At 71.4% G+C, this 17,400-nt stretch carries 17 protein-coding genes; 3 read left to right on the top strand and 14 right to left on the bottom strand.

What is annotated here, in order from left to right:
* The first annotated feature begins 26 nt into the window (after positions 1-26).
* The 3 genes from DEJ35_RS00455 (at position 27) to DEJ35_RS17640 (ending at position 2,180) form a co-directional block, all read left to right on the top strand.
* Positions 27-782 (top strand): SDR family NAD(P)-dependent oxidoreductase, encoded by a 756-nt coding sequence (locus DEJ35_RS00455; RefSeq protein ID WP_110859431.1) that lies wholly within the window; start codon positions 27-29, stop codon positions 780-782.
* Between the two features lie 58 nt (positions 783-840).
* The gene (locus tag DEJ35_RS00450; RefSeq protein WP_110859430.1) at positions 841-1,779 is read left to right on the top strand and encodes an aldo/keto reductase family oxidoreductase; all 939 of its coding nucleotides are present in this window, start codon (positions 841-843) and stop codon (positions 1,777-1,779) included.
* 227 nt (positions 1,780-2,006) lie between these two features.
* Positions 2,007-2,180, top strand: coding sequence for a hypothetical protein (locus tag DEJ35_RS17640; RefSeq protein ID WP_309147035.1), 174 nt, complete (start codon positions 2,007-2,009; stop codon positions 2,178-2,180).
* 81 nt (positions 2,181-2,261) lie between these two features.
* Here DEJ35_RS17640 and DEJ35_RS00440 read toward each other — a convergent pair whose 3' ends face one another.
* The 14 genes from DEJ35_RS00440 to DEJ35_RS00375 form a co-directional block, all read right to left on the bottom strand.
* The gene (locus DEJ35_RS00440) at positions 2,262-2,807 is read right to left on the bottom strand and encodes a hypothetical protein (RefSeq protein WP_146238507.1); all 546 of its coding nucleotides are present in this window, start codon (positions 2,805-2,807) and stop codon (positions 2,262-2,264) included.
* A gap of 71 nt (positions 2,808-2,878) precedes the next feature.
* Positions 2,879-3,091, bottom strand: coding sequence for a hypothetical protein (locus DEJ35_RS00435; protein WP_146238506.1), 213 nt, complete (start codon positions 3,089-3,091; stop codon positions 2,879-2,881).
* Positions 3,092-3,155: 64 nt separating this feature from the next.
* Positions 3,156-3,386, bottom strand: coding sequence for a hypothetical protein (locus DEJ35_RS00430; RefSeq protein WP_111090896.1), 231 nt, complete (start codon positions 3,384-3,386; stop codon positions 3,156-3,158).
* 34 nt (positions 3,387-3,420) lie between these two features.
* The gene (locus tag DEJ35_RS00425; RefSeq protein WP_258370340.1) at positions 3,421-6,573 is read right to left on the bottom strand and encodes a GH92 family glycosyl hydrolase; all 3,153 of its coding nucleotides are present in this window, start codon (positions 6,571-6,573) and stop codon (positions 3,421-3,423) included.
* Between the two features lie 72 nt (positions 6,574-6,645).
* Positions 6,646-8,220, bottom strand: coding sequence for a serine/threonine-protein kinase (locus DEJ35_RS00420; protein WP_111123172.1), 1,575 nt, complete (start codon positions 8,218-8,220; stop codon positions 6,646-6,648).
* Positions 8,221-8,371: 151 nt separating this feature from the next.
* Positions 8,372-9,190, bottom strand: a complete 819-nt coding sequence (locus tag DEJ35_RS00415; protein WP_110859425.1) for a phosphatase PAP2 family protein — start codon at positions 9,188-9,190, stop codon at positions 8,372-8,374.
* A gap of 43 nt (positions 9,191-9,233) precedes the next feature.
* The gene (locus tag DEJ35_RS00410) at positions 9,234-10,919 is read right to left on the bottom strand and encodes a bifunctional 3'-5' exonuclease/DNA polymerase (protein ID WP_111124081.1); all 1,686 of its coding nucleotides are present in this window, start codon (positions 10,917-10,919) and stop codon (positions 9,234-9,236) included.
* 54 nt (positions 10,920-10,973) lie between these two features.
* Positions 10,974-11,168, bottom strand: a complete 195-nt coding sequence (locus tag DEJ35_RS00405; protein ID WP_017887924.1) for a hypothetical protein — start codon at positions 11,166-11,168, stop codon at positions 10,974-10,976.
* A gap of 34 nt (positions 11,169-11,202) precedes the next feature.
* Positions 11,203-11,976 (bottom strand): hypothetical protein, encoded by a 774-nt coding sequence (locus DEJ35_RS00400; protein WP_111124080.1) that lies wholly within the window; start codon positions 11,974-11,976, stop codon positions 11,203-11,205.
* Positions 11,973-12,833: a carbohydrate ABC transporter permease gene (locus DEJ35_RS00395; protein WP_250893249.1), complete on the bottom strand. Its 861-nt coding sequence runs from the start codon at positions 12,831-12,833 to the stop codon at positions 11,973-11,975. The genes DEJ35_RS00400 and DEJ35_RS00395 overlap by 4 nt, the downstream gene beginning before the upstream one ends.
* Positions 12,830-13,807, bottom strand: coding sequence for a carbohydrate ABC transporter permease (locus DEJ35_RS00390; RefSeq protein WP_110859422.1), 978 nt, complete (start codon positions 13,805-13,807; stop codon positions 12,830-12,832). The genes DEJ35_RS00395 and DEJ35_RS00390 overlap by 4 nt, the downstream gene beginning before the upstream one ends.
* Before the next feature lie 9 nt (positions 13,808-13,816).
* Complete coding sequence (locus DEJ35_RS00385) at positions 13,817-15,142, bottom strand: sugar ABC transporter substrate-binding protein (protein WP_110859421.1); 1,326 nt, start codon at positions 15,140-15,142, stop codon at positions 13,817-13,819.
* A 23-nt stretch (positions 15,143-15,165) separates the two neighbouring features.
* Positions 15,166-16,395, bottom strand: coding sequence for a Gfo/Idh/MocA family protein (locus DEJ35_RS00380; RefSeq protein ID WP_111091367.1), 1,230 nt, complete (start codon positions 16,393-16,395; stop codon positions 15,166-15,168).
* Positions 16,396-16,542: 147 nt separating this feature from the next.
* Positions 16,543-17,331 (bottom strand): DeoR/GlpR family DNA-binding transcription regulator, encoded by a 789-nt coding sequence (locus DEJ35_RS00375; RefSeq protein WP_181420018.1) that lies wholly within the window; start codon positions 17,329-17,331, stop codon positions 16,543-16,545.
* Positions 17,332-17,400: the final 69 nt, after the last annotated feature.

Genomic DNA, 17,400 nt, shown 5'->3' with positions numbered 1-17,400 from the left:
CGTACGGGCCTCGGTAACCTGACCGGATGTCGCTGCAGCAACTCTTCGGCCTCGACGGCCGCACCGCACTCGTGACGGGAGGCAGCTCCGGCATCGGCCGAGCGATCGCCACCGCACTCGCCGACGCGGGTGCCCACGTCCTCGTCGCCGCCCGGACGTCCGCGACCATCGACGCCACCGTCGCCGGCATCCGCCAGGCGGGCCGCTCGGCCGACGGCATCGTCGCGGACCTGTCCTCCCGCGCTGGAGCACACGCACTCGCAGACACCGCCGGAGACGTCGACGTCCTGGTGAACTCCGCCGGGATCAACCTGCGCCCGCCGATGCCGGAACTCGACGAGGCCACCTGGGACGCCACGATGGCCGTCAACCTGGACGCGCCGTTCGTGCTCGGGCAGCGGCTCGCACCCGGCATGGCGGCCCGTGGGTACGGGCGGATCGTGTCGATCAGTTCGCAGCAGGCCCACCGCCCCTTCGCCGCCAGCGGCGCGTACGGGGTCTCCAAGGCCGGCCTGGAGGCACTGGCCCGGTCCCAGGCAGAGGCCTGGTCCGCGCAGGGGGTCACCTCCAACGTCCTCGTCCCCGGTTTCGTGCGCACCCCGCTCAACGAGCGACTCGGGTCCGACCCGGCGACGGTGGCGGCCCTCGCCGCGCGGACGCTGGTCGGCCGGAACGGGGTCGCGTCGGACTTCGCCGCGGCGGCGGTGTTCCTCGCCGGACCCGGGTCGGCCTACGTCACCGGGCAGTCGATCGCGGTCGACGGCGGGTTCTCCGTCCACTGAGCGACGTGGCACTGGCAGGGCCTGCCTGCACCGGGGTCTGGCTGGCAGGATCGAGGGCGTGAAGACACTGGAGTTGCCACAGACAGACCTCACCGCCTCCGACGTCGTCGTCGGACTGATGCGGATCAACGACATGAGCGACGAGGACATCCGTTCGCTCTACAGCGCCTCGCGCGACGCGGGCGTGAACATGTTCGACCACGCCGCGGTGTACGGCGAATGGCACGGCTGCGAGCAGCGGTTCGGCGCGGCGGTCACGCTGTCGCCCGCGGAACGTGCCGAGATCGTGCTGCAGACCAAGGTCGGCATCCGACCGACGCCGAAGGGCGCCTACTTCGACTTCTCCTACGAGCACATCCTCGAGTCCGTGCACGAGTCGCTCGAGGCGCTGCAGACCGAGTACGTCGACGTCCTGCTGCTGCACCGCCCCGACGCCCTGGTCGAGCCGGAAGAGGTCGCGAAGGCCTTCGACGAGCTGCACGCCTCCGGCAAGGTCCACCACTTCGGCGTCTCCAACCACACCCCCGGCCAGGTCGACCTGCTCAAGAAGCACGTCCGCCAGCCGCTCGCGTTCAACCAGGTGCAGCTGAGCATCACCCACGCCAACGTCATCTCGCAGGGCCTCACCGCGAACATGGGTGGCCTCGACCAGTCGGTCGACCGCGACAACGACATCCTCAACTACTCGCGGATCAACGACATCACGCTCCAGGCCTGGTCGCCGTTCCAGAAGGGCTTCTTCGACGGCGTCTTCCTGGGCGACCGCGAGCAGTACGCCGAGCTGAACGACGTGCTCGAGGAGGTCGCCGCCGCACACGGGGTCACCCCGACCGGCATCGCGGTCGCGTGGATCACCCGCCACCCCGCGCACTTCCAGGTCGTCCTCGGCACGACGAACCCGCAGCGCGTGCGGGACTCGGCCGCCGGCTCGGACGTCGAGCTGTCGCGCGAGGAGTGGTACCGGATCTTCACCGCGGCCGGACACACCGTTCCCTGAGCAGGAACGGCCCGGTCGGGTCGGGCAGGGTGGGGTCGTGCTCCACGACCTCGCCTTGCCCGTCCGTCTGACCCCACGCTCCTGCGAACTGACGCTGCGGACGCCACGGAAGCGGACCTCGACGCACTCATGACCCTGTTGTCCGACGACCCGATCAGCGCCGCGCGCGGTGACGTCGCCGCACCGGAGGGCGCTCCGGCGGCGTTGGGAGTGCCCTGACGCGTTGGGTGACCGACGTCGCTGCGCCGGCCCTCGGGACCCCGCTCGTGCAACTCACGTCGGACGCTGCACGGACCGATGCGCACCGCTTCTACGAGCGCCTCGGCTTCACCGGCTCGCACATCGGGTTCAAGTACCGGGTCCTCGACCCTTCCGCCATCCCGCCTGATATGTCACACTGAGACCAGTCGCCCCATCGAGGTGGGTGCGGAAGTGATCCCCGGGAGATCCTGCGGTATAGCGGGGCCCGGGGATTCGCGCGTTCACCGGCGGTGTTCGTGGACGCTCAGCACATGGTCCAGCTGCTCGAGGTACGCCGTCTCGCCTCGCCGAGCCAGCGCGACCACGCCGCAGACCGCATCCGCCGCCCAGAGAAGTGGCTCGCGGCCACCCGGTAGGTGCTCGAACACCAATCCGTGAACCAGCTTGCGTGATCGCAAGGCGTCGAGGTGCGCACGATCGTTCCGGTCTGAGGGTCCGCGAGATTCGAGGACGACACGGTCAACACCGCTCGCGCGGAGTTCCATGATCAAGTGCTCAAGAGCCAGACGGCGACGGCGCTCGCTCCGGACGGATCGGTCAGTCACGCTCACGACTCCGACGGCTGTGAACGGATGGTCACACAGCATCTCGACGATCCCTGTGCGGTGCCGGGCGTCGCTCTCGGACCAGTGCAGCTTCCGCGCCGATCGTGGCTTGATGGCGTGGAGCGAGTCCCGGAACCGCTCAGCGTCGCTGTCGGCAACTGTCACCGCCCCGAGGATGTACGCGCCGGGGTCACGTGCGTCTCCGGGCTCGGATTCGTCCACGTAGGCCGTCGGTACCATTCCGGAATACTACCGGCTGAATGGGACGCGCGGCCGCTTCGACCAGGCGCGCGCTAGTCGTCGGACGCGGAGTCGGCAGACCTCGGCGTCGGCACGTTCACGTCGACCGGGGACACCCCGGCGGGGTCCGCGGAGGCACCGCCCACGACGTCGAACGAGATCCCGAGCATCGCCGGGTCCTCGTCGAGTTCGAGCCCGTCCTGACGGACCTGGTCCTCCGGGATTGCACGGCCACCAGACGGGTCCCACGAGTTCGCGATCGACATGCGCACGAGCATGCCCGAGCCGCTTGGCAATCGCCCAAGAAACCCCGGAGGAACCCCGGAACGGTCAGATGTCGTCCGGGTGGAGCCGCTCGCCTGCGTGCGGACGCCGGAACACCGGGCCGCCGCCGGCCTCGTCCTCGTCGTGGTGGCTGACGGGCGAGACGCTCGGGTCGGCGGAGTCGTCGCCGACGTCGGCGCCGCGGTCCTCCTCCATCTCGAGCTCGGACTCGTCACTGCCGTCCACGGGGATGGACCGGCCCTGCTGTTCGGGATCGAACGGTGCGCTCATCGACATGGGGCGAGCATGCTCCCGCTCGGTGAACGCCGGGTCAACGCTGTCCGTCGGCCGCGATGAGTTCGAGCTGCGTCAGCGCCAGGTCGGTGCCGGCAGTGAACGTGAACGACGAACCCCCGCCGAGGATCCGGAACACGCGGGTCTGGCCGGCCCACGTGAACTCGGCGCCGTCGACCGCGGTGACGTCGTCGTCCAGGGCGACCTGCCACGAGTAGGACCCCGGCGACGCGACCGTCACGGTGTACAGCGAGGCGGCGGGGCACGACACGTCGAAGGACACGGACTCCCCCGCCGCGAGCGCCGTGACGGAGCGGCCGGTGTCGTCCGTCAGTGCCGAGACCCCGACGGGCAGGACGTCCACCGGGGCGTCCCGGTAGCCGTGCACGTCGGAGGCCGAGACGGGCCGGGTGTCCGCCGCCCATCCCTGCGGTTCGTCGGACAGCGTGAACTCGATCCGTGACGCGGCCACGACCACGCTGTGCGGGATGGTGACCGAGGTCCAGGGCGAGCCGTCGACCGTCACCGACGCGACGTACGCGCCTGCGGAATCCGGCGCGACCTCGATGACCGTGGCCGCGCCTCCAGGCTGCCGCAGCACCGTCCTGCGGACCGACGGCGGCACGAGCACGTAGGTGCCGGTCGACGGCGCCAGCGGGTACAGGCCGATGGTCGCGAAGACGTACCAGGCGCTCATCTCACCGTTGTCCTCGTCGCCGGGGTAGCCCTGGCCGAGGTCGGACCCGACGAACAGGCGCTCGAGCGATTCGCGGACGATGTGGTGCGCGTCGTCGTGGCGCCCGGTGAACATCGGGAAGAAGGGGATGTGGTGCGCGGGCTGGTTCGACAGCCCGAGCATGCCCATCCGGACGTCGCGGGCCTCGGTCATCTCGTGGATCGGGAACCCGTACGAGCCGGACCGCGCCAGGCTGCCGGTCTCGGGGGTCGCGAAGAACGCGTCGAGGGCCGCGTCGAACCGCTCGGGGCCGCCGTGCAGGTCGACGATGCCGGCTCCGTCGTGCGGAGCCGTGAACGCGGTGCCCCAGGCATTCGTCTCGGTGTAGTCGTCGCCCCAGTCGCGCGGGTCGAACTCGGTGCCGACCCGCCACGAGCCGTCCGGGTCGCGGCCGATGAAGAACCCGCGCTCGGAGTCGAAGACGTGCCGGTACTGCAGCGACCGGCGGGCGAACCACTCGGCCTCGGCTTCGTACCGGGACAGGTGGGCCGGCGTCCGCGCCCGTGACGCGAGCAGGCCCGCCATGACGGCCAGACCCCAGTCGTTGATGGCCGCGTCCAGGGTCCAGGACATCCCCTCGTGGGTCGCCGTGTCGACGTGGCCACGGAAGGCGCCCGGGAGGCTCCCCTTGCGTCCGACGCGCTCGTCACGGGGCGGGACGGTCGCGTTCCGCACCGCGCTCCGGTACGCCTCGCCCAGGTCGAAGCCGCGCACGCCCTTCACGGCGAGGTCGGCGAACACGGTGTCACTCGTGGTGCCGGTCATGCAGTCCTCGGCGCCGGGGGCACTCCAGCGGGGCGTCCATCCGCCGTCGTGGTGGTGCTCGACGAAGCCCTGCGCGAGCTCGCCCGCGGTCTCGGGGGTCAGGAGTCCGAGGAGCGGCCAGGCCGTGCGGTAGGTGTCCCAGAAGCCGTTCGTGGTGGTGAACGCGCCCTCGACGATCTCCGGCCCGGGCTCGTCGCGGATCGGTTCCGCCAGGACGTCGCCGTAGGGTGAGCGGTGTCGCGGGGTGCCGGTCAGGGCGGTCTCCCCGGCCCGGTTCGGGTAGAGGAACAACCGGTACAGGCCGGAGTACAGGCTCGTCAGCTGGTCGGGGGTCGCGCCGTCGAAGGACAGCGTCGCGAGCTTCTCGGTCCACAGCGCCTCGGCACGGGAGCGCATGGCGTCGTACGAGCCGGCGTCGTCGAGGTTCGCACGGGCGTCCTCGATCGAGACGGTCGAGATGCCGAGCAGGACGTCGACCGGGCCGTCCGCGCCCCCGGCCTCACCCACGGACAGCCAGCCGCGCAGCTCGTGCTCGCCGATCGTCGTGTGGTCGGCGGTGACCCCCGCGACCCGCAGGTGCACGTGGTGCGGCGGGGTGCCTGGCCGGTCGTCGAGGACGGCCTCGACCACGGCGGTGCGGTCCGTGACCGTCACGGAGACGTCGGACACCCGGCCGTGGTGGTCGAGCACGACGCTGCGGGCGCCGGTGAACCGGAACCCGAGGGCGAACTCCCCCGCAGTCAGCTCGGCCGTCACAGCGTGCTCGAGGGCGACCCGGTAGCGGTGCGGGCCGTCCTGCTCGTCCTCGTGGTCGAACCCGAGCGCGCGGGCATCCCGGTCCACGTCGGGCGTCTCGAGTGGCGAGGGCATCACCTGGAACACCCCGCGGTCGCCCATCCACGGCGACGGGATATGACTCGTGGCGAAGGCCTGGATCGCCGGGCGGAGTCGTCCCTGGTCGTCGATCCGGTCGTGTTCCTGGTACGCGTACGGCCAGCGGTTGCTCGAGGCGTCCGTCATCGGCAGCCCGAACACGCCGCCGTGCGGGACACCGACGAGCGGGGCGTTGTTGCCGCGGGAGAACCGGGAGGATGCCTGGGTGCCACGGGTCGTCCGGACGTGGCCGAGCGGGGTCGTCGGGGTCGGACGCGCGGGACCGATCCGGACGGCGTCGAGCCAGCCGCGCAGTGCGGGACGCTCGCCGTCGGTGGCCGTGGCCGGCGCGTCGGAGCCGAGCCGGGCCTCCAGGCGGTCGACGACCAGCCCCGCGAACGGCGTGAGGTCGACCGCGCGCCGGTTCCACTGGTCCACCCACTGCTTGCGGGCCGCGTCCTGCACGTCCGGGGTGACCGCGTCGCCGTACTGGTCGCGGACCGCGGCGTGGTCACGCAGCCGCGAGCCGTCGGTGAAGACGACGTCGAGGGCGAAGGCCGTGGCGTCCCAGAAGTGCGGCAGGTCTGCTTCCGTCGGTTCCGACGCCCCGTCGGGCAGGGTCCGCTCGGGGAACCAGACCCAGGAGAGCTCGTCGCCGGTGGCGATGGTGCGTCCGGTGAAGCCGGGGACGATCGCCTCGGCCACCGGCGCGCCCGCTGGTCGTTCGACGAGCCAGCCCTCTGCAGACCCGAAGCCGACACCGTTCCGAGCGGCCACGGCCGTCGTCGGACCACCGCTCCGTTGCAGTTCTCGCACAGGGCGAGCCTATTTGCTCCAGGGACTGGACGAAAACCCCGGCGTGTCAGTGCCGGTCGTCAGTGCGCGTCGTCAGTCCTTGTTGTGTCCCGGGGCGCTGCCGGAATTGCCGGGAGCGGTGTCCGACGTGGTGTCGACCGCGCCCGTGCCGTCCTGCGGCTCCTGCACCGGGTTCGAGGCCGGGGTGCTCGGCTCCGGTCCGACGGGCGGGTCCTGCGTGGGCTGCTCCGGCTGGGTCGGTTCGCTCGGCTGCTCGCTGGGTTCCTCGGCGGGCTGCGACGGCTGCTGCTCCTGTGAGGGCTGCTGCTCGGCCGGTTCGCTCGGCTGCTGTTCCTCGCCCGGGTCCTCGGACGGCTGCTGCTCGGTCGGGGCGGTCGACGTGGTGTCCGTCGGGGCCGGGGTGCCGTCGTCGTCGCCGTTGAGGGCGAACACCGCGACCCCGATGCCGATGAGCACCAGGACGATCACGATGACCGCGGCGATGAGCGGTCCGCGCTTCTTCTTCTCCGGCTGGTCCTCCGGCTGGTCCCCCCGGACCGGGCGGGGCGCGACCGGCGGCGGGGTCGGCCCGCTCGGGCCCGATGCGCCTCGGTCGTTCGCCTGGGCGCCGAGGACGGTCGTCGAGACGTCGTCGGCTGGGTTCGGGCGCTGGGTGTCCAGGACGCGGGTGGCGTCGTCGCCCGGACGCGCGCCGCCGTTCGGCAGCTCGCTCGCCGGCATCGCCTGTGTCCGGTCGTCGGCGTTCGCCGCAGCGGCGGCACCAGCCGCGGCACCCGCTGCGCCGGCAGCCGCAGCGGTCACCGCACCGGGCATCCCGGGCAGGAGCTGCGTGGCGTTCGTCGGCTCGTCGCGGCCCAGCGCGCGCAGGCGCTCGGCCGCCTCGGCTGCCGTCGGTCGCTCCGCCGGGTCCTGCGCCGTCATCACGTGCAGCAGGGTGCGCCAGGCCGTGGGCAGCTGCCGGTCGATCTCGGGCGAACGGGTCAGCCGGGCGGTGGCCGACTCGACCGCACTGCCCGGGAACGGCTGACGGCCGGTCATGCACTCGAGCAGCACGAGGCCGAGCGAGTAGACGTCGGCCTTGCCGGTGATCTCCTTCGCCAGGACCTGCTCCGGGGCCAGGTACGCGGCCGTCCCCATCACGGTCCCCGTCCCCGTCACCCGAGAGGCGTCGCGGAGCAGGGCGATCCCGAAGTCGGCGAGCTTGACGTGCCGACCGTCGCTCTCGAGCAGGACGTTCGCGGGCTTCACGTCACGGTGGACGATGCCCTGCGCGTGCACGGCGGCCAGACCGTCGGCGACCTGCGCACCCAGGCGGGCGGCGGTCGCGGGGTCGAGCGGGCCCTCGCGCAGACGGGTCGCCAGGTCACTGCCCGGCACGAGTTCCATGACGAGGTACGAGTCGCCGTCGATGTCGTCGAGTGCGGCGTCGTAGAGCGTGACGAGCTCGGGGGCCCGCAGCGTCGCGAGGGTCTGGATCTCTGCCTCGGCGCGGGCGCGCTCACCGCGGTCGACGGGGCCGATGCGGAACACCTTGACCGCGACCTCGCGGCCGAGTTGCTCGTCGACCGCCCGGTACACGGACGCCATGCCACCGTGTCCGAGCGTGCCCGTGACGCGGTACCTGCCGCCGAAGACCCGTTCTTCCATGCCCGGCAACCTACCGGTCGCGGCTGACGGCGCTCTGCCGTTGGCGCACGGCGGCGCGGGACGGTGGCGGCGGCGGGGCGGGCGGGGTGGCGCCCGGAGACTCGGTGAGCAGAAGACGTCGGGTGCGGGCGAACGACCCGACGCCTTCTGCTCACGAAGTGATGCGGTCGACGTCCGGCGCGGGCTCGGCACCGTGGTGGAGCGCCGTCAGGTACAACCGGTGCGCCGTGATCACGAGGGCGAGCCAGGCGAGTCCGAGCGCCCACGCCGCCAGGACGTCCGTCAGCCAGTGGTGCCCGAGGAACACCCGCGACGCCCCGACCGACAGCACGAACAGGGTGCCCACGACGATCGTCCACACCCGGGTGACGACGCGCGACTGCCGCAGGAGCAGCAGGTACACGATGGTGCCCACGATCACCGTGGAGTTGAGCGTGTGACCGGACGGGAACGACGGCGACGTCTCGTAGGGCGGCACCGCGTCGGACAGCGGCGGACGGGCGCGACCGATGAGGTCCTTGCCCGCGATCGTCATGAGCAGCGAGCCACCGCTCGCCGCCACGAGGAGCACCAGCGGCGTCCACGCACGACGCTGGATCGTGAAGCCGACCAGGAACCCGAGCGCGACGATCGGCATCCCGATCGTGCCGGCGATGTCCGTCCACCACGTGACGAGGGTGTCGGCCGTGGGTGATCGGAGCGTGAGGGCCCAGTCGAGGACCGGTCGGTCGAGCACCGCGACGTCGTCGGCTTCCCGGACGGCGTCGTAGACCTCGGAGGCGATCCACGTGGCGAGGACGGCGACGCCCAGACCGATGGCGAGGGTCAGCAGCAGCACCGGCATGGCGCCGAAGCGCTTGCCGAGCGCAGTCCACGCAGCGGCGACGCTGCGGCCGACGCGGGAGCGCCAGCGGGTCAGGTCGACTTCGCCGACGGTGCGGTCGGCGGCGTCCCCGCGTTCGGTGTGCATCCGTCCACCCTGCCCGACCCCGCCGTGAGCCGTCCCGGCTGCTTCAGTCCTTCGCCTCCGAGTACGCCCCGACCACCCCGACCGACAGCGGGAACGTCACCGGGAAGTCCTGGAACAACAGCCGTCCGGCGTCGACGGCGGCCTCCTCGATCTGCCGCGCCACCCACTCCGCGTGCTCCTCCGGAGCGTGCACCACGATCTCGTCGTGTACGAAGAACACCAGGTGCGGCCCGTCCGTCACGGCTCCGGGGAACCGCGCGAGCAGCCGCGAGCGCAGGGACCCCATCCACGCGAGTGCCCACTCGGCCGCGGTCCCCTGCACCACGAAGTTCCGGGTGAACCGCCCCCAGCTCCGGGCACGGGACTCGACCGCGCGCTGCATCGCCGGGGTCCCCTCGACCGTGTACGCCTGGTTCCGGGCCTCGAACCACGAGTCCTCGGGTACCGGTGACGTCCGCCCGAGCAGCGTCGTCACCGGCTCGCCGCGCTCCCCCGCACGCGCGGCCCGTTCCACCATGTCGAGCGCCTGCGGGAACGCCCGGACCAGGCGTGGCACGAGCCGACCGCCTTCGCCCTGGGTCGCCCCGTACATCGCACCGAGCATCGCCACCTTGGCTTGCTGCCGGGTCTCGACCGCACCCGAGGCCACCACGCCGTCGTACAGGTCGCGTCCGTCGCCGGCCGCGGCCATCGCCCGGTCGCCGGACATCGCGGCGAGCACCCGGGGCTCCAGCTGCGCGGCGTCCGCCACGACGAGCTTCCACCCAGGGTCGGCGATGACCGCGCCGCGGATGCCCTTCGGCAGCTGCATCGCTCCCCCGCCGTCGGCCCCCCAGCGCCCGGTGACGACACCGCCGACGACGTACTTCGGGTGGAACCGTCCGTCGCGGATCCAGTCGTCGAGCCAGGTCCAGCCGTTGGCGGTGAGCAGTCGCGCCAGGCGCTTGTACTCGAGCAGCGGCTCGATGACGGGGTGCTCGATCTCCTGCAGCTCCCACTTCCGCGTGCTCGTGACCATCAGCCCGGCCCGGCGCAGCGACTTCAGGACGTCGGCAGGTGAGTCCGGGTTGAGCCCGGGGTCGTCGAGGCGCTCGCGCACGACGGCGGCGATCTCCTCGAGGCGTCGCGGCCGCACCCCGTAGGGCACGCGCGGCCCGAGGGCGTCCTCCAGCAGCCGCTCGTGCACGTCGGCACGCCACGGCAGCCCGGCGTGCAGCATCTCGGCCGCCACGAGCGCCCCGGCCGACTCCGCGGTGAGCAGCAGGCGGAGCGCACCCGGAGCGCTCGACCCCGCCAGTGCGGCGAGTTGGGCGCGGAACTCCGCCACCGGATCGACCTCGTCGTCGGGCGCAGCGGCGGTGAACAGGGCGTCGTCGAAGAGCTGGGCCTGCGTCGGTCGGACCACGCGGGGTTCGGCGACCGGGGCGTCCAGGGCGTCGGGCGGCGCAGCGGCGAGCGCGGATCCCCGTGCAGCGAGCGCGGCCCGCAGGACACGACGACCGAGGCGCAGGTCGACGCAACGTCCGACACGCCCGCCAGCGGCGAGCACGGCCGGGTACCAGCGCGCGGTGTCGTCCCACACCCAGCGCACGCCCGGTGCGTCGTGGGCCGCGACGAAGGCCGGGAGGCCCGGTTCGTCCAGGCGGACCGGCTCACCCCCGGCGGTCCCCGCGTCGGTCAGGGGCGTCGCGAGGACGCCGCCTTCGACGCGGCGGAGGACGAGGTGCACGACACGATCATGCCGTGCCCCACCGACCCCGACGCACCAGGGCCGGATCGGGTGTCACTCGCCGGGTCGGACCGCCGCGGTGTCGGCGACGTCGATGCGGACGTCGCCGTCCTCGGCACGGGAGACCTCGACCCGGGGATCGGCGTCGTGCTCGTCGGATCCGGACATGCGGCGGAACGTGTCCTGTCGGCGTTCCTCGAACGTCATGTCGACGCCGTCGTCGAGGTGGTCGTGGTCGGGCTTCGTCATGCCGTGCACGGTACGCGGCCGGGGCTGCGGGTGGTCACGCGACCGGTGCGGAGCCGGTCCGCTCGGTCCAGTGCCCACCGCTCGCCCACCGGTCGAGCACGGCCGCGCGCAACCTACCGGACGGCGCCGCGGACCGAGCGGTCGCCAGCGGCACCCCGAAGACGAACTTCGCGACGCTGGCGTCCCCCTCGGTCGCGTCGTGCTCCCCCGGCGGGACGAGACGGAAGCGCCGGGCGAAGCGCACGAGGTTGGCATCGGGACCGAGCGCGGCCGGCAGCCCCGGATCGAGCATCCAGGAGCGGCACTGCCACCGGTCGGCAGCGAGCTCCGGCGCGAGGCCGCGCAGGACCTCGGGCGCGCGGGCGAACGAGCGGTCGCAGGCCACCGGGTCGAGCGGCCCGGTCTCCGGCACGTGCACACCCCAGGCCGGTGTCCCGTTCGCCAGGTGGTCGCCGAGTTCGAACTGGAGGCGCCCCACGGCCACCACACGCCCGGTCACCACGGCGACGAGCCACTCCACCCCGGTGCCGTGCAGCCCGTAGCGCCCGAGCTTGCGGTCGACGTCGGCGACGGAGGCCTCGGCGAGCGCGCGCGGGAGGCCCCGCTCCGCGAGGGCGTCGGCGCTCTCCGGCACCGCGGCGCGGAGCGCCGCCACCAGCAGCGCGTCCCGCTCCGCGGACCCGGCGTCGGCGACGGTGGCGGCCAGTTCGGCCGCCACCGTCGCGGAGTCGTCCGGTGACCCCACGGCGGCGGCGAGGACCGCGACGGACGCGGGACGGGCCTCCAGGCCGGGGGTCGCGGTGGTCACTTCAGACCGGACGACGCGAGCCCGTCCATCACCCGACGCTGCAGCACGACGAACATGATGAGGACCGGCGCCATCGCCATCAGGCTGGCGGCCATCAGCACCGGGTAGTCGATCGTGCGGTCACTCGACAGCGTCGCGAGGCCGGCGGCGAGCGGCATGTCCTCGGCGCGGGTGGAGACCACGAGCGGCCAGAGCAGCTCGTTCCACGACCACAGCACGGTCGTGATCGCGAGCACACTGATCGAGGGACGGGCCAGGGGCAGCATGATCCGCCAGAACGTCTGGAACGGGTTCGCGCCGTCCATCCGCGCTGCTTCTTCGAGCTCGGGCGGCATGTTCAGGAACGCGGTCCGCATCAGGAACGTGCCGAAGGCACTGAACAGCCCGGGCGCGACGATCCCCATCAGGGTGTCGAGCCAGCCGAGCCCCTGCACGATCTGGTACTGCGAGATCAGGTAGACCTGCGAGGGCACGAGCAGGATCGACAGCACGATCGCGAGCAGAGCCGCCCGTCCGCGGAACCGCATCCGGGCGAAGGCGTACCCGGCGAGCGTGCACAGGACGATCTGCGCGAGCGTGCGGATGATCGTGACGTACACCGAGGTGCCGAGCTGGCTGAGGAACGGGAGTCGTTCGAAGACCTGCGCGTAGTTCTGCCACTGCAGCTCCCCCGGCCAGAAGACCGGCGTGACGGACTGCACCTGCGCGTTCGTGGACAGCGACATGATGATCTGCCACAGGAACGGGAACGCCATCGCGAACCCGCCGACGCCGAGCACGACGTGGATCCACCAGTGGCTGCCGCCGCGACGGCCGGGCCGGCGTGCGGCCCGAGGAGGTGTGACGGTGGCGGTCATCCCTGCACCCACTTCCGTTGGACACGGAACTGCACGAGCGTGACGATGCCGATGAGCAGGAAGATCACCATGGCGATCGCGGCCGCGAAGCCCTTGTCGTTGTCGATGAACCCGGCGCTGTAGAAGTAGAAGACGAGCGACATCGTCTTCGGGATCACCGGGTTGGTGCTGCCGAGGATCGCGTACAGCAGGTCGAAGAGCTGGAAGCTCGAGATCGTCGTGACGATCACCACGAAGAAGATGCTCGGGCTGAGCAACGGCACGGTCACCGAGCGGAACTGCCGCCACCGGCTCGCGCCGTCGAGCTCCGCTGCCTCGTAGAGCTCCGGCGGGATGTCCTTGAGCCCGGCGCCGAGGATGATCATCGAGAACCCGAGGGACGACCAGAGGCCGACCAGGCTCACCGCGATCAGGGCGAAGCCCGGGGTCGAGATCCAGTACGGGCCGTCGATGCCGAAGTTCCCGAGGAACCAGTTCACGATGCCGTAGTCGCCGTTGTACATGATGCGCCAGACCAGGGCGATCGCCGCGGGCATGGCGACGTACGGCAGGAAGAAGAGCACCCGGTAGAACTGGGCGAACCGCAGCCCCGGGGTGTTCAGCAGACTGGCGAGCCACACCGCGATCGGGATCCCGGCGAGGACGATCACGGTGTAGATCACCGTGTTGAGCAGCGACTGGTAGAGCTGCGGGTCACCGACGAGCCGGACGTAGTTGGCGACGCCGGTGAACGTGGCGCCCCCGAAGACACCCCAGCTGGTGAACGAGTACCAGAACGTCTGGATGATCGGCCAGATGTAGAACGTGCCGACGCCGACGAGCAAGGGGAGCACGAAGAGCCACGGCCACCAGCCGTCGGTCCGTCGTGGTGCTCGACCGCCGCCGGGTCGCGGCGCGGGGCCGCCCCGCCCGGACGAACGTGTCGTCCGGGCGGGGGTGACTGCGGCCGGGGGCCGCTCGGTGTTGATCGTCACGCGCGGGTCCTACTTTTCCTTGGCGAGGGCGGCGTCCATCTTCTGTGCGAGGTCCTCTGCCACCTGGTCGACGGGCTTCGACCCGTCGAAGGCACTCGGCAGCAGGGTGGTCTCGAGGGTGTTCCAGGCGGCGGTGTTCTTCGACACCGGCAGCGGCTTCGCGTAGTCCACCGCGTCGAGGAACACCTGCAGGTCGGCGTCGGGCATCGTCTTCGTGAAGGCACTCTGCGTGCCCTCGTACGCCGGGATGACCGCGCCCATGTCGCCCTGCTGCTGCTGCGCCGTCTTGCCCGCGAGGTAGACCTGCAGCGCCTGGGCGGCGGCCTTGTCCTTGCTCGCCTCGGACACGACGTTCGAGACACCGTGGATGACGGTCGCCTGCTCCTTGCCCTTCGGCAGCGGGTAGGCGACGACGTCCTTCTCGAGCTCGGTGCCGGTCAGCGCGGAGCGGAACCAGCTGCCGCCCTGGTACATCGCGAGCTTGCCCGAGGTGAACCACTGGTCGGCCGTCGTGTCGGTGAGCTGCTTGATCGAGGGCGATGCCCCCGAGTCGATCAGGTCGGTCCAGAACTGCAGGCCGTCCTCGGAGGCCTTCGTGGCGTACTCGGACTCGGTGCCGTCCGCGTTCACGACGGATCCCCCGGCCTGCAGGATCGTGTTGTAGTAGGTCGTCTGGCCGTCCATGCCGCCGGCTGCCCCGTAGGCACCCTTCGCCTTCAGCTTCTCGGACAGCTCGGCGCCGGTCTGCTGGAAGTCGTCCCAGGTCCAGTCCTTGGACGGCAGGTCCATGCCTGCCTGCTCGAACAGTGACCTGTTGACCCAGACACCGATGGTGTCGAAGTCCTTCGGCACGCCGTACTGGGTGTCGTCGTACGTGTACAGGTCGTTGAGCGCGCTCGAGTACTTCGACGCGTCGATGTCACCCGACTCGACCTCGCCGGTGATCGGCGCGAGCTTGCCGTTGGCCGCGTACAGCTGGAAGTTCGGGCCGTTCATCCAGAACAGGTCGGGCAGGGTGTCGCTCGAGCCCTGGGTCTGCAGCTTCGTCCAGTAGTTGGCGTACGGCGTGACGTCGACGCTGACCTTGATGTCCGGGTACTCCTCGTTGAAGCCCTTCAGGTTGGCCTTGATCGCCTTGACCTGGTTCTCGTCCCAGACGGCGTAGGTCAGGGACGCCTTGGTGTCCTTCGGCGCCGCTTCGTAGTCGCCACCGGAGTCGGACGCCCCGGACGACGAGGAGCAGCCGGCCAGGAGTGCGGCCGCGCCGAGGGCGGCGACGGCGCCGAGGAGGACGCGGCGCACGCCGGTTCCTCGGGTGGGGATGTGTGCGGTCATCGGGGTGTCCTTTCGCACGGCCGTCAGGAGCCGACGGTCTGGGCGGGATGCGGGGTGGAGGGGGTGGAACGGGTGAAGTGCGCGATGGTGTCGGCCGGCAGTGGGGGGACGTCGATGGGGACGGACCCGTTGCGGAGCGAGCGCGTGGCCAGCGCGCCGGCGGCGACCGCGGCACGGGCCGCGATCGGGGAGAGCTCCGACGGTTCGCCGAACGCGACGGACCGCAGGAACTCGGTCATGGTGAGCAGGTCGGCGTCGGCGTGACCGTCCTCGACGCCGTCGATCGGGTACTCGCGGTCCCCCGCCGTGTCCCATCCCCGGCGGTGCGTCCAGACCTTCACGACGCCACCACCGGTGTCGCCGATGTTCTCGAGGCGTCCCTCGGTGCCGATGACGGTGTAGTTCCGCCAGTAGTCCGGGGTGAAGTGGCACTGCTCGTAGCTGGCCTGCACCCCGTTGTCGAGCGTCATCATCACCATCGAGACGTCCTCGACGTCGACGACGGGGTTCAGCCCGGTCTGGGCGAGCGGCGGCCAGTTGTCGTGGGAGAACCAGTCCCCCATGAGCTCGCCGCTGCGGTCGCGCCGGTCGGTGACGTCGCCGTAGACCGACAGCGACCCCATGCCGACGACCCGGGCGGTGTCACCCCCGCCGAGCGCGTGGATGACGTCGAGGTCGTGGCTCGCCTTCTGCAGCAGCAGGGAGTTCACCTTGCTGCGGTCGGCGTGCCAGTCCTTGAAGTAGTAGTCACCGCCGTTGCCGACGAAGTGCCGGCACCAGACGGCCTTGACCTGGCCGATCTCGCCGCGGGCCACGATTTCGCGCATCAGGCGGACGACGGCGGCGTGCCGGAAGTTGTGCCCGACGTACAGCGGCGTGCCGGTCTCCGCCGCGGTGTTCAGGACGGCGTCGGCGTCCTCGACCGTGATGGCCAGCGGCTTCTCGAGGTAGACGGCGATGCCCGCGCGGAGCAGGTCGATCGCGATCTCGGCGTGGGTCCAGTCCGGCGTGGTGACGATGGCCGCGTCGACGTGGCCGGTGAGGTCACGGTGGTGTTCGACCACCAGGGCGTCCGGGTACTCGTCGTGCCCACGATCGCGGCCGGCCGCGGTGACGTCCGCGACGGCCACCACCCGGGCGTGCAGCGACGGGTCGTCGGCAGTTGCCTCGGCCACGTGGCGCGCGATGGCGGACCGCTGGCCCATCCCGATCACCGCGACGCGGAGTCCTGCGTTGTCAGCGCCCATGCTCATCGCTCCCTTGCGTGAATGTGACGCCCATGATGCCGAATCGATCATGAATGCACAATAGGCGCTCACAGATCGCTCACGCATCCGTGCCGGGGAGGGTTTTACACGATCGAAACGTCCGGACCGTTCCGGGGTGGCCGCAGGGGGCGCTCAGTCGGCGACGACGAGCTCCACGCCGGCGCTGGCCAGGTCGGCGGCGAACGAGGCCGGCACCGGCCGGTCGGTGACCAGGACGTCGATGCGGTCGAGCGGGCAGATCCGGGCGAAGGTCGACCGTTCGATCTTGGTCGAGTCGGCGACCACGACGACCCGTCGCCCGACGGAGGCGAAGTGGCGGCTGACCTCGGCCTCGCCCTCGTGCATGGTCGTCGCACCGTACTGGCCGGTGAGCCCGTCGACGCCGAGCACCACGAGGTCGAGGGCGAACTCGTCCAGGGTGTCCCGGACGAGCGGCCCGACGAGCTCGTAGGACTGCCGCCGCGCCACACCACCGGTGACCACGATCTTCACGTTGGCGCGGACGGACAGCTCGTACCCGACGTTCAGGGCGTTCGTCACGATCGTGATGCCGAACTCGCCGTCGGCGCGGATGAACCGCTCGCTCTTGCCGAGTTCACGCGCGACCTCGGTCGTGGTCGTCCCGCCGTTGAGCCCGACGGTCTCCCCCGGCTGCACCAACCGGGCGGCCGCGCGGGCGATCGCCGTCTTCGCCTCGGCCTGCCGGGCGATCTTGTACTGCAGCGGGAGCTCGTACCCGGCGCCGAGTGCTGCCGCTCCCCCGTGCGTGCGCGTGACGAGCCGCTGGTCAGCGAGGGTCGCGAGGTCACGGCGGGCCGTGGCGGCGGAGATCCCGAGCAGCTCCCCGATCTCGGCGATCGACACGTTGCCGCGTTCGCTCACCAGTTCGAGCAGGGCGTTCAGCCGCTGTTGGGGGGTCATGACGGTCATCCTACGGCGTCACCACCGTCGCACGGTGATCGGAAATGACGTTTTCCCCTTCCCTTGCGC

The organism is Curtobacterium sp. MCPF17_051, assembly GCF_003234595.1.
GTDB classification, from domain to species: Bacteria; Actinomycetota; Actinomycetes; order Actinomycetales; family Microbacteriaceae; genus Curtobacterium; species Curtobacterium flaccumfaciens.
Note: the sequence above shows the minus strand (reverse complement) of the source record. Positions and strands in the feature narration are given on the sequence as shown.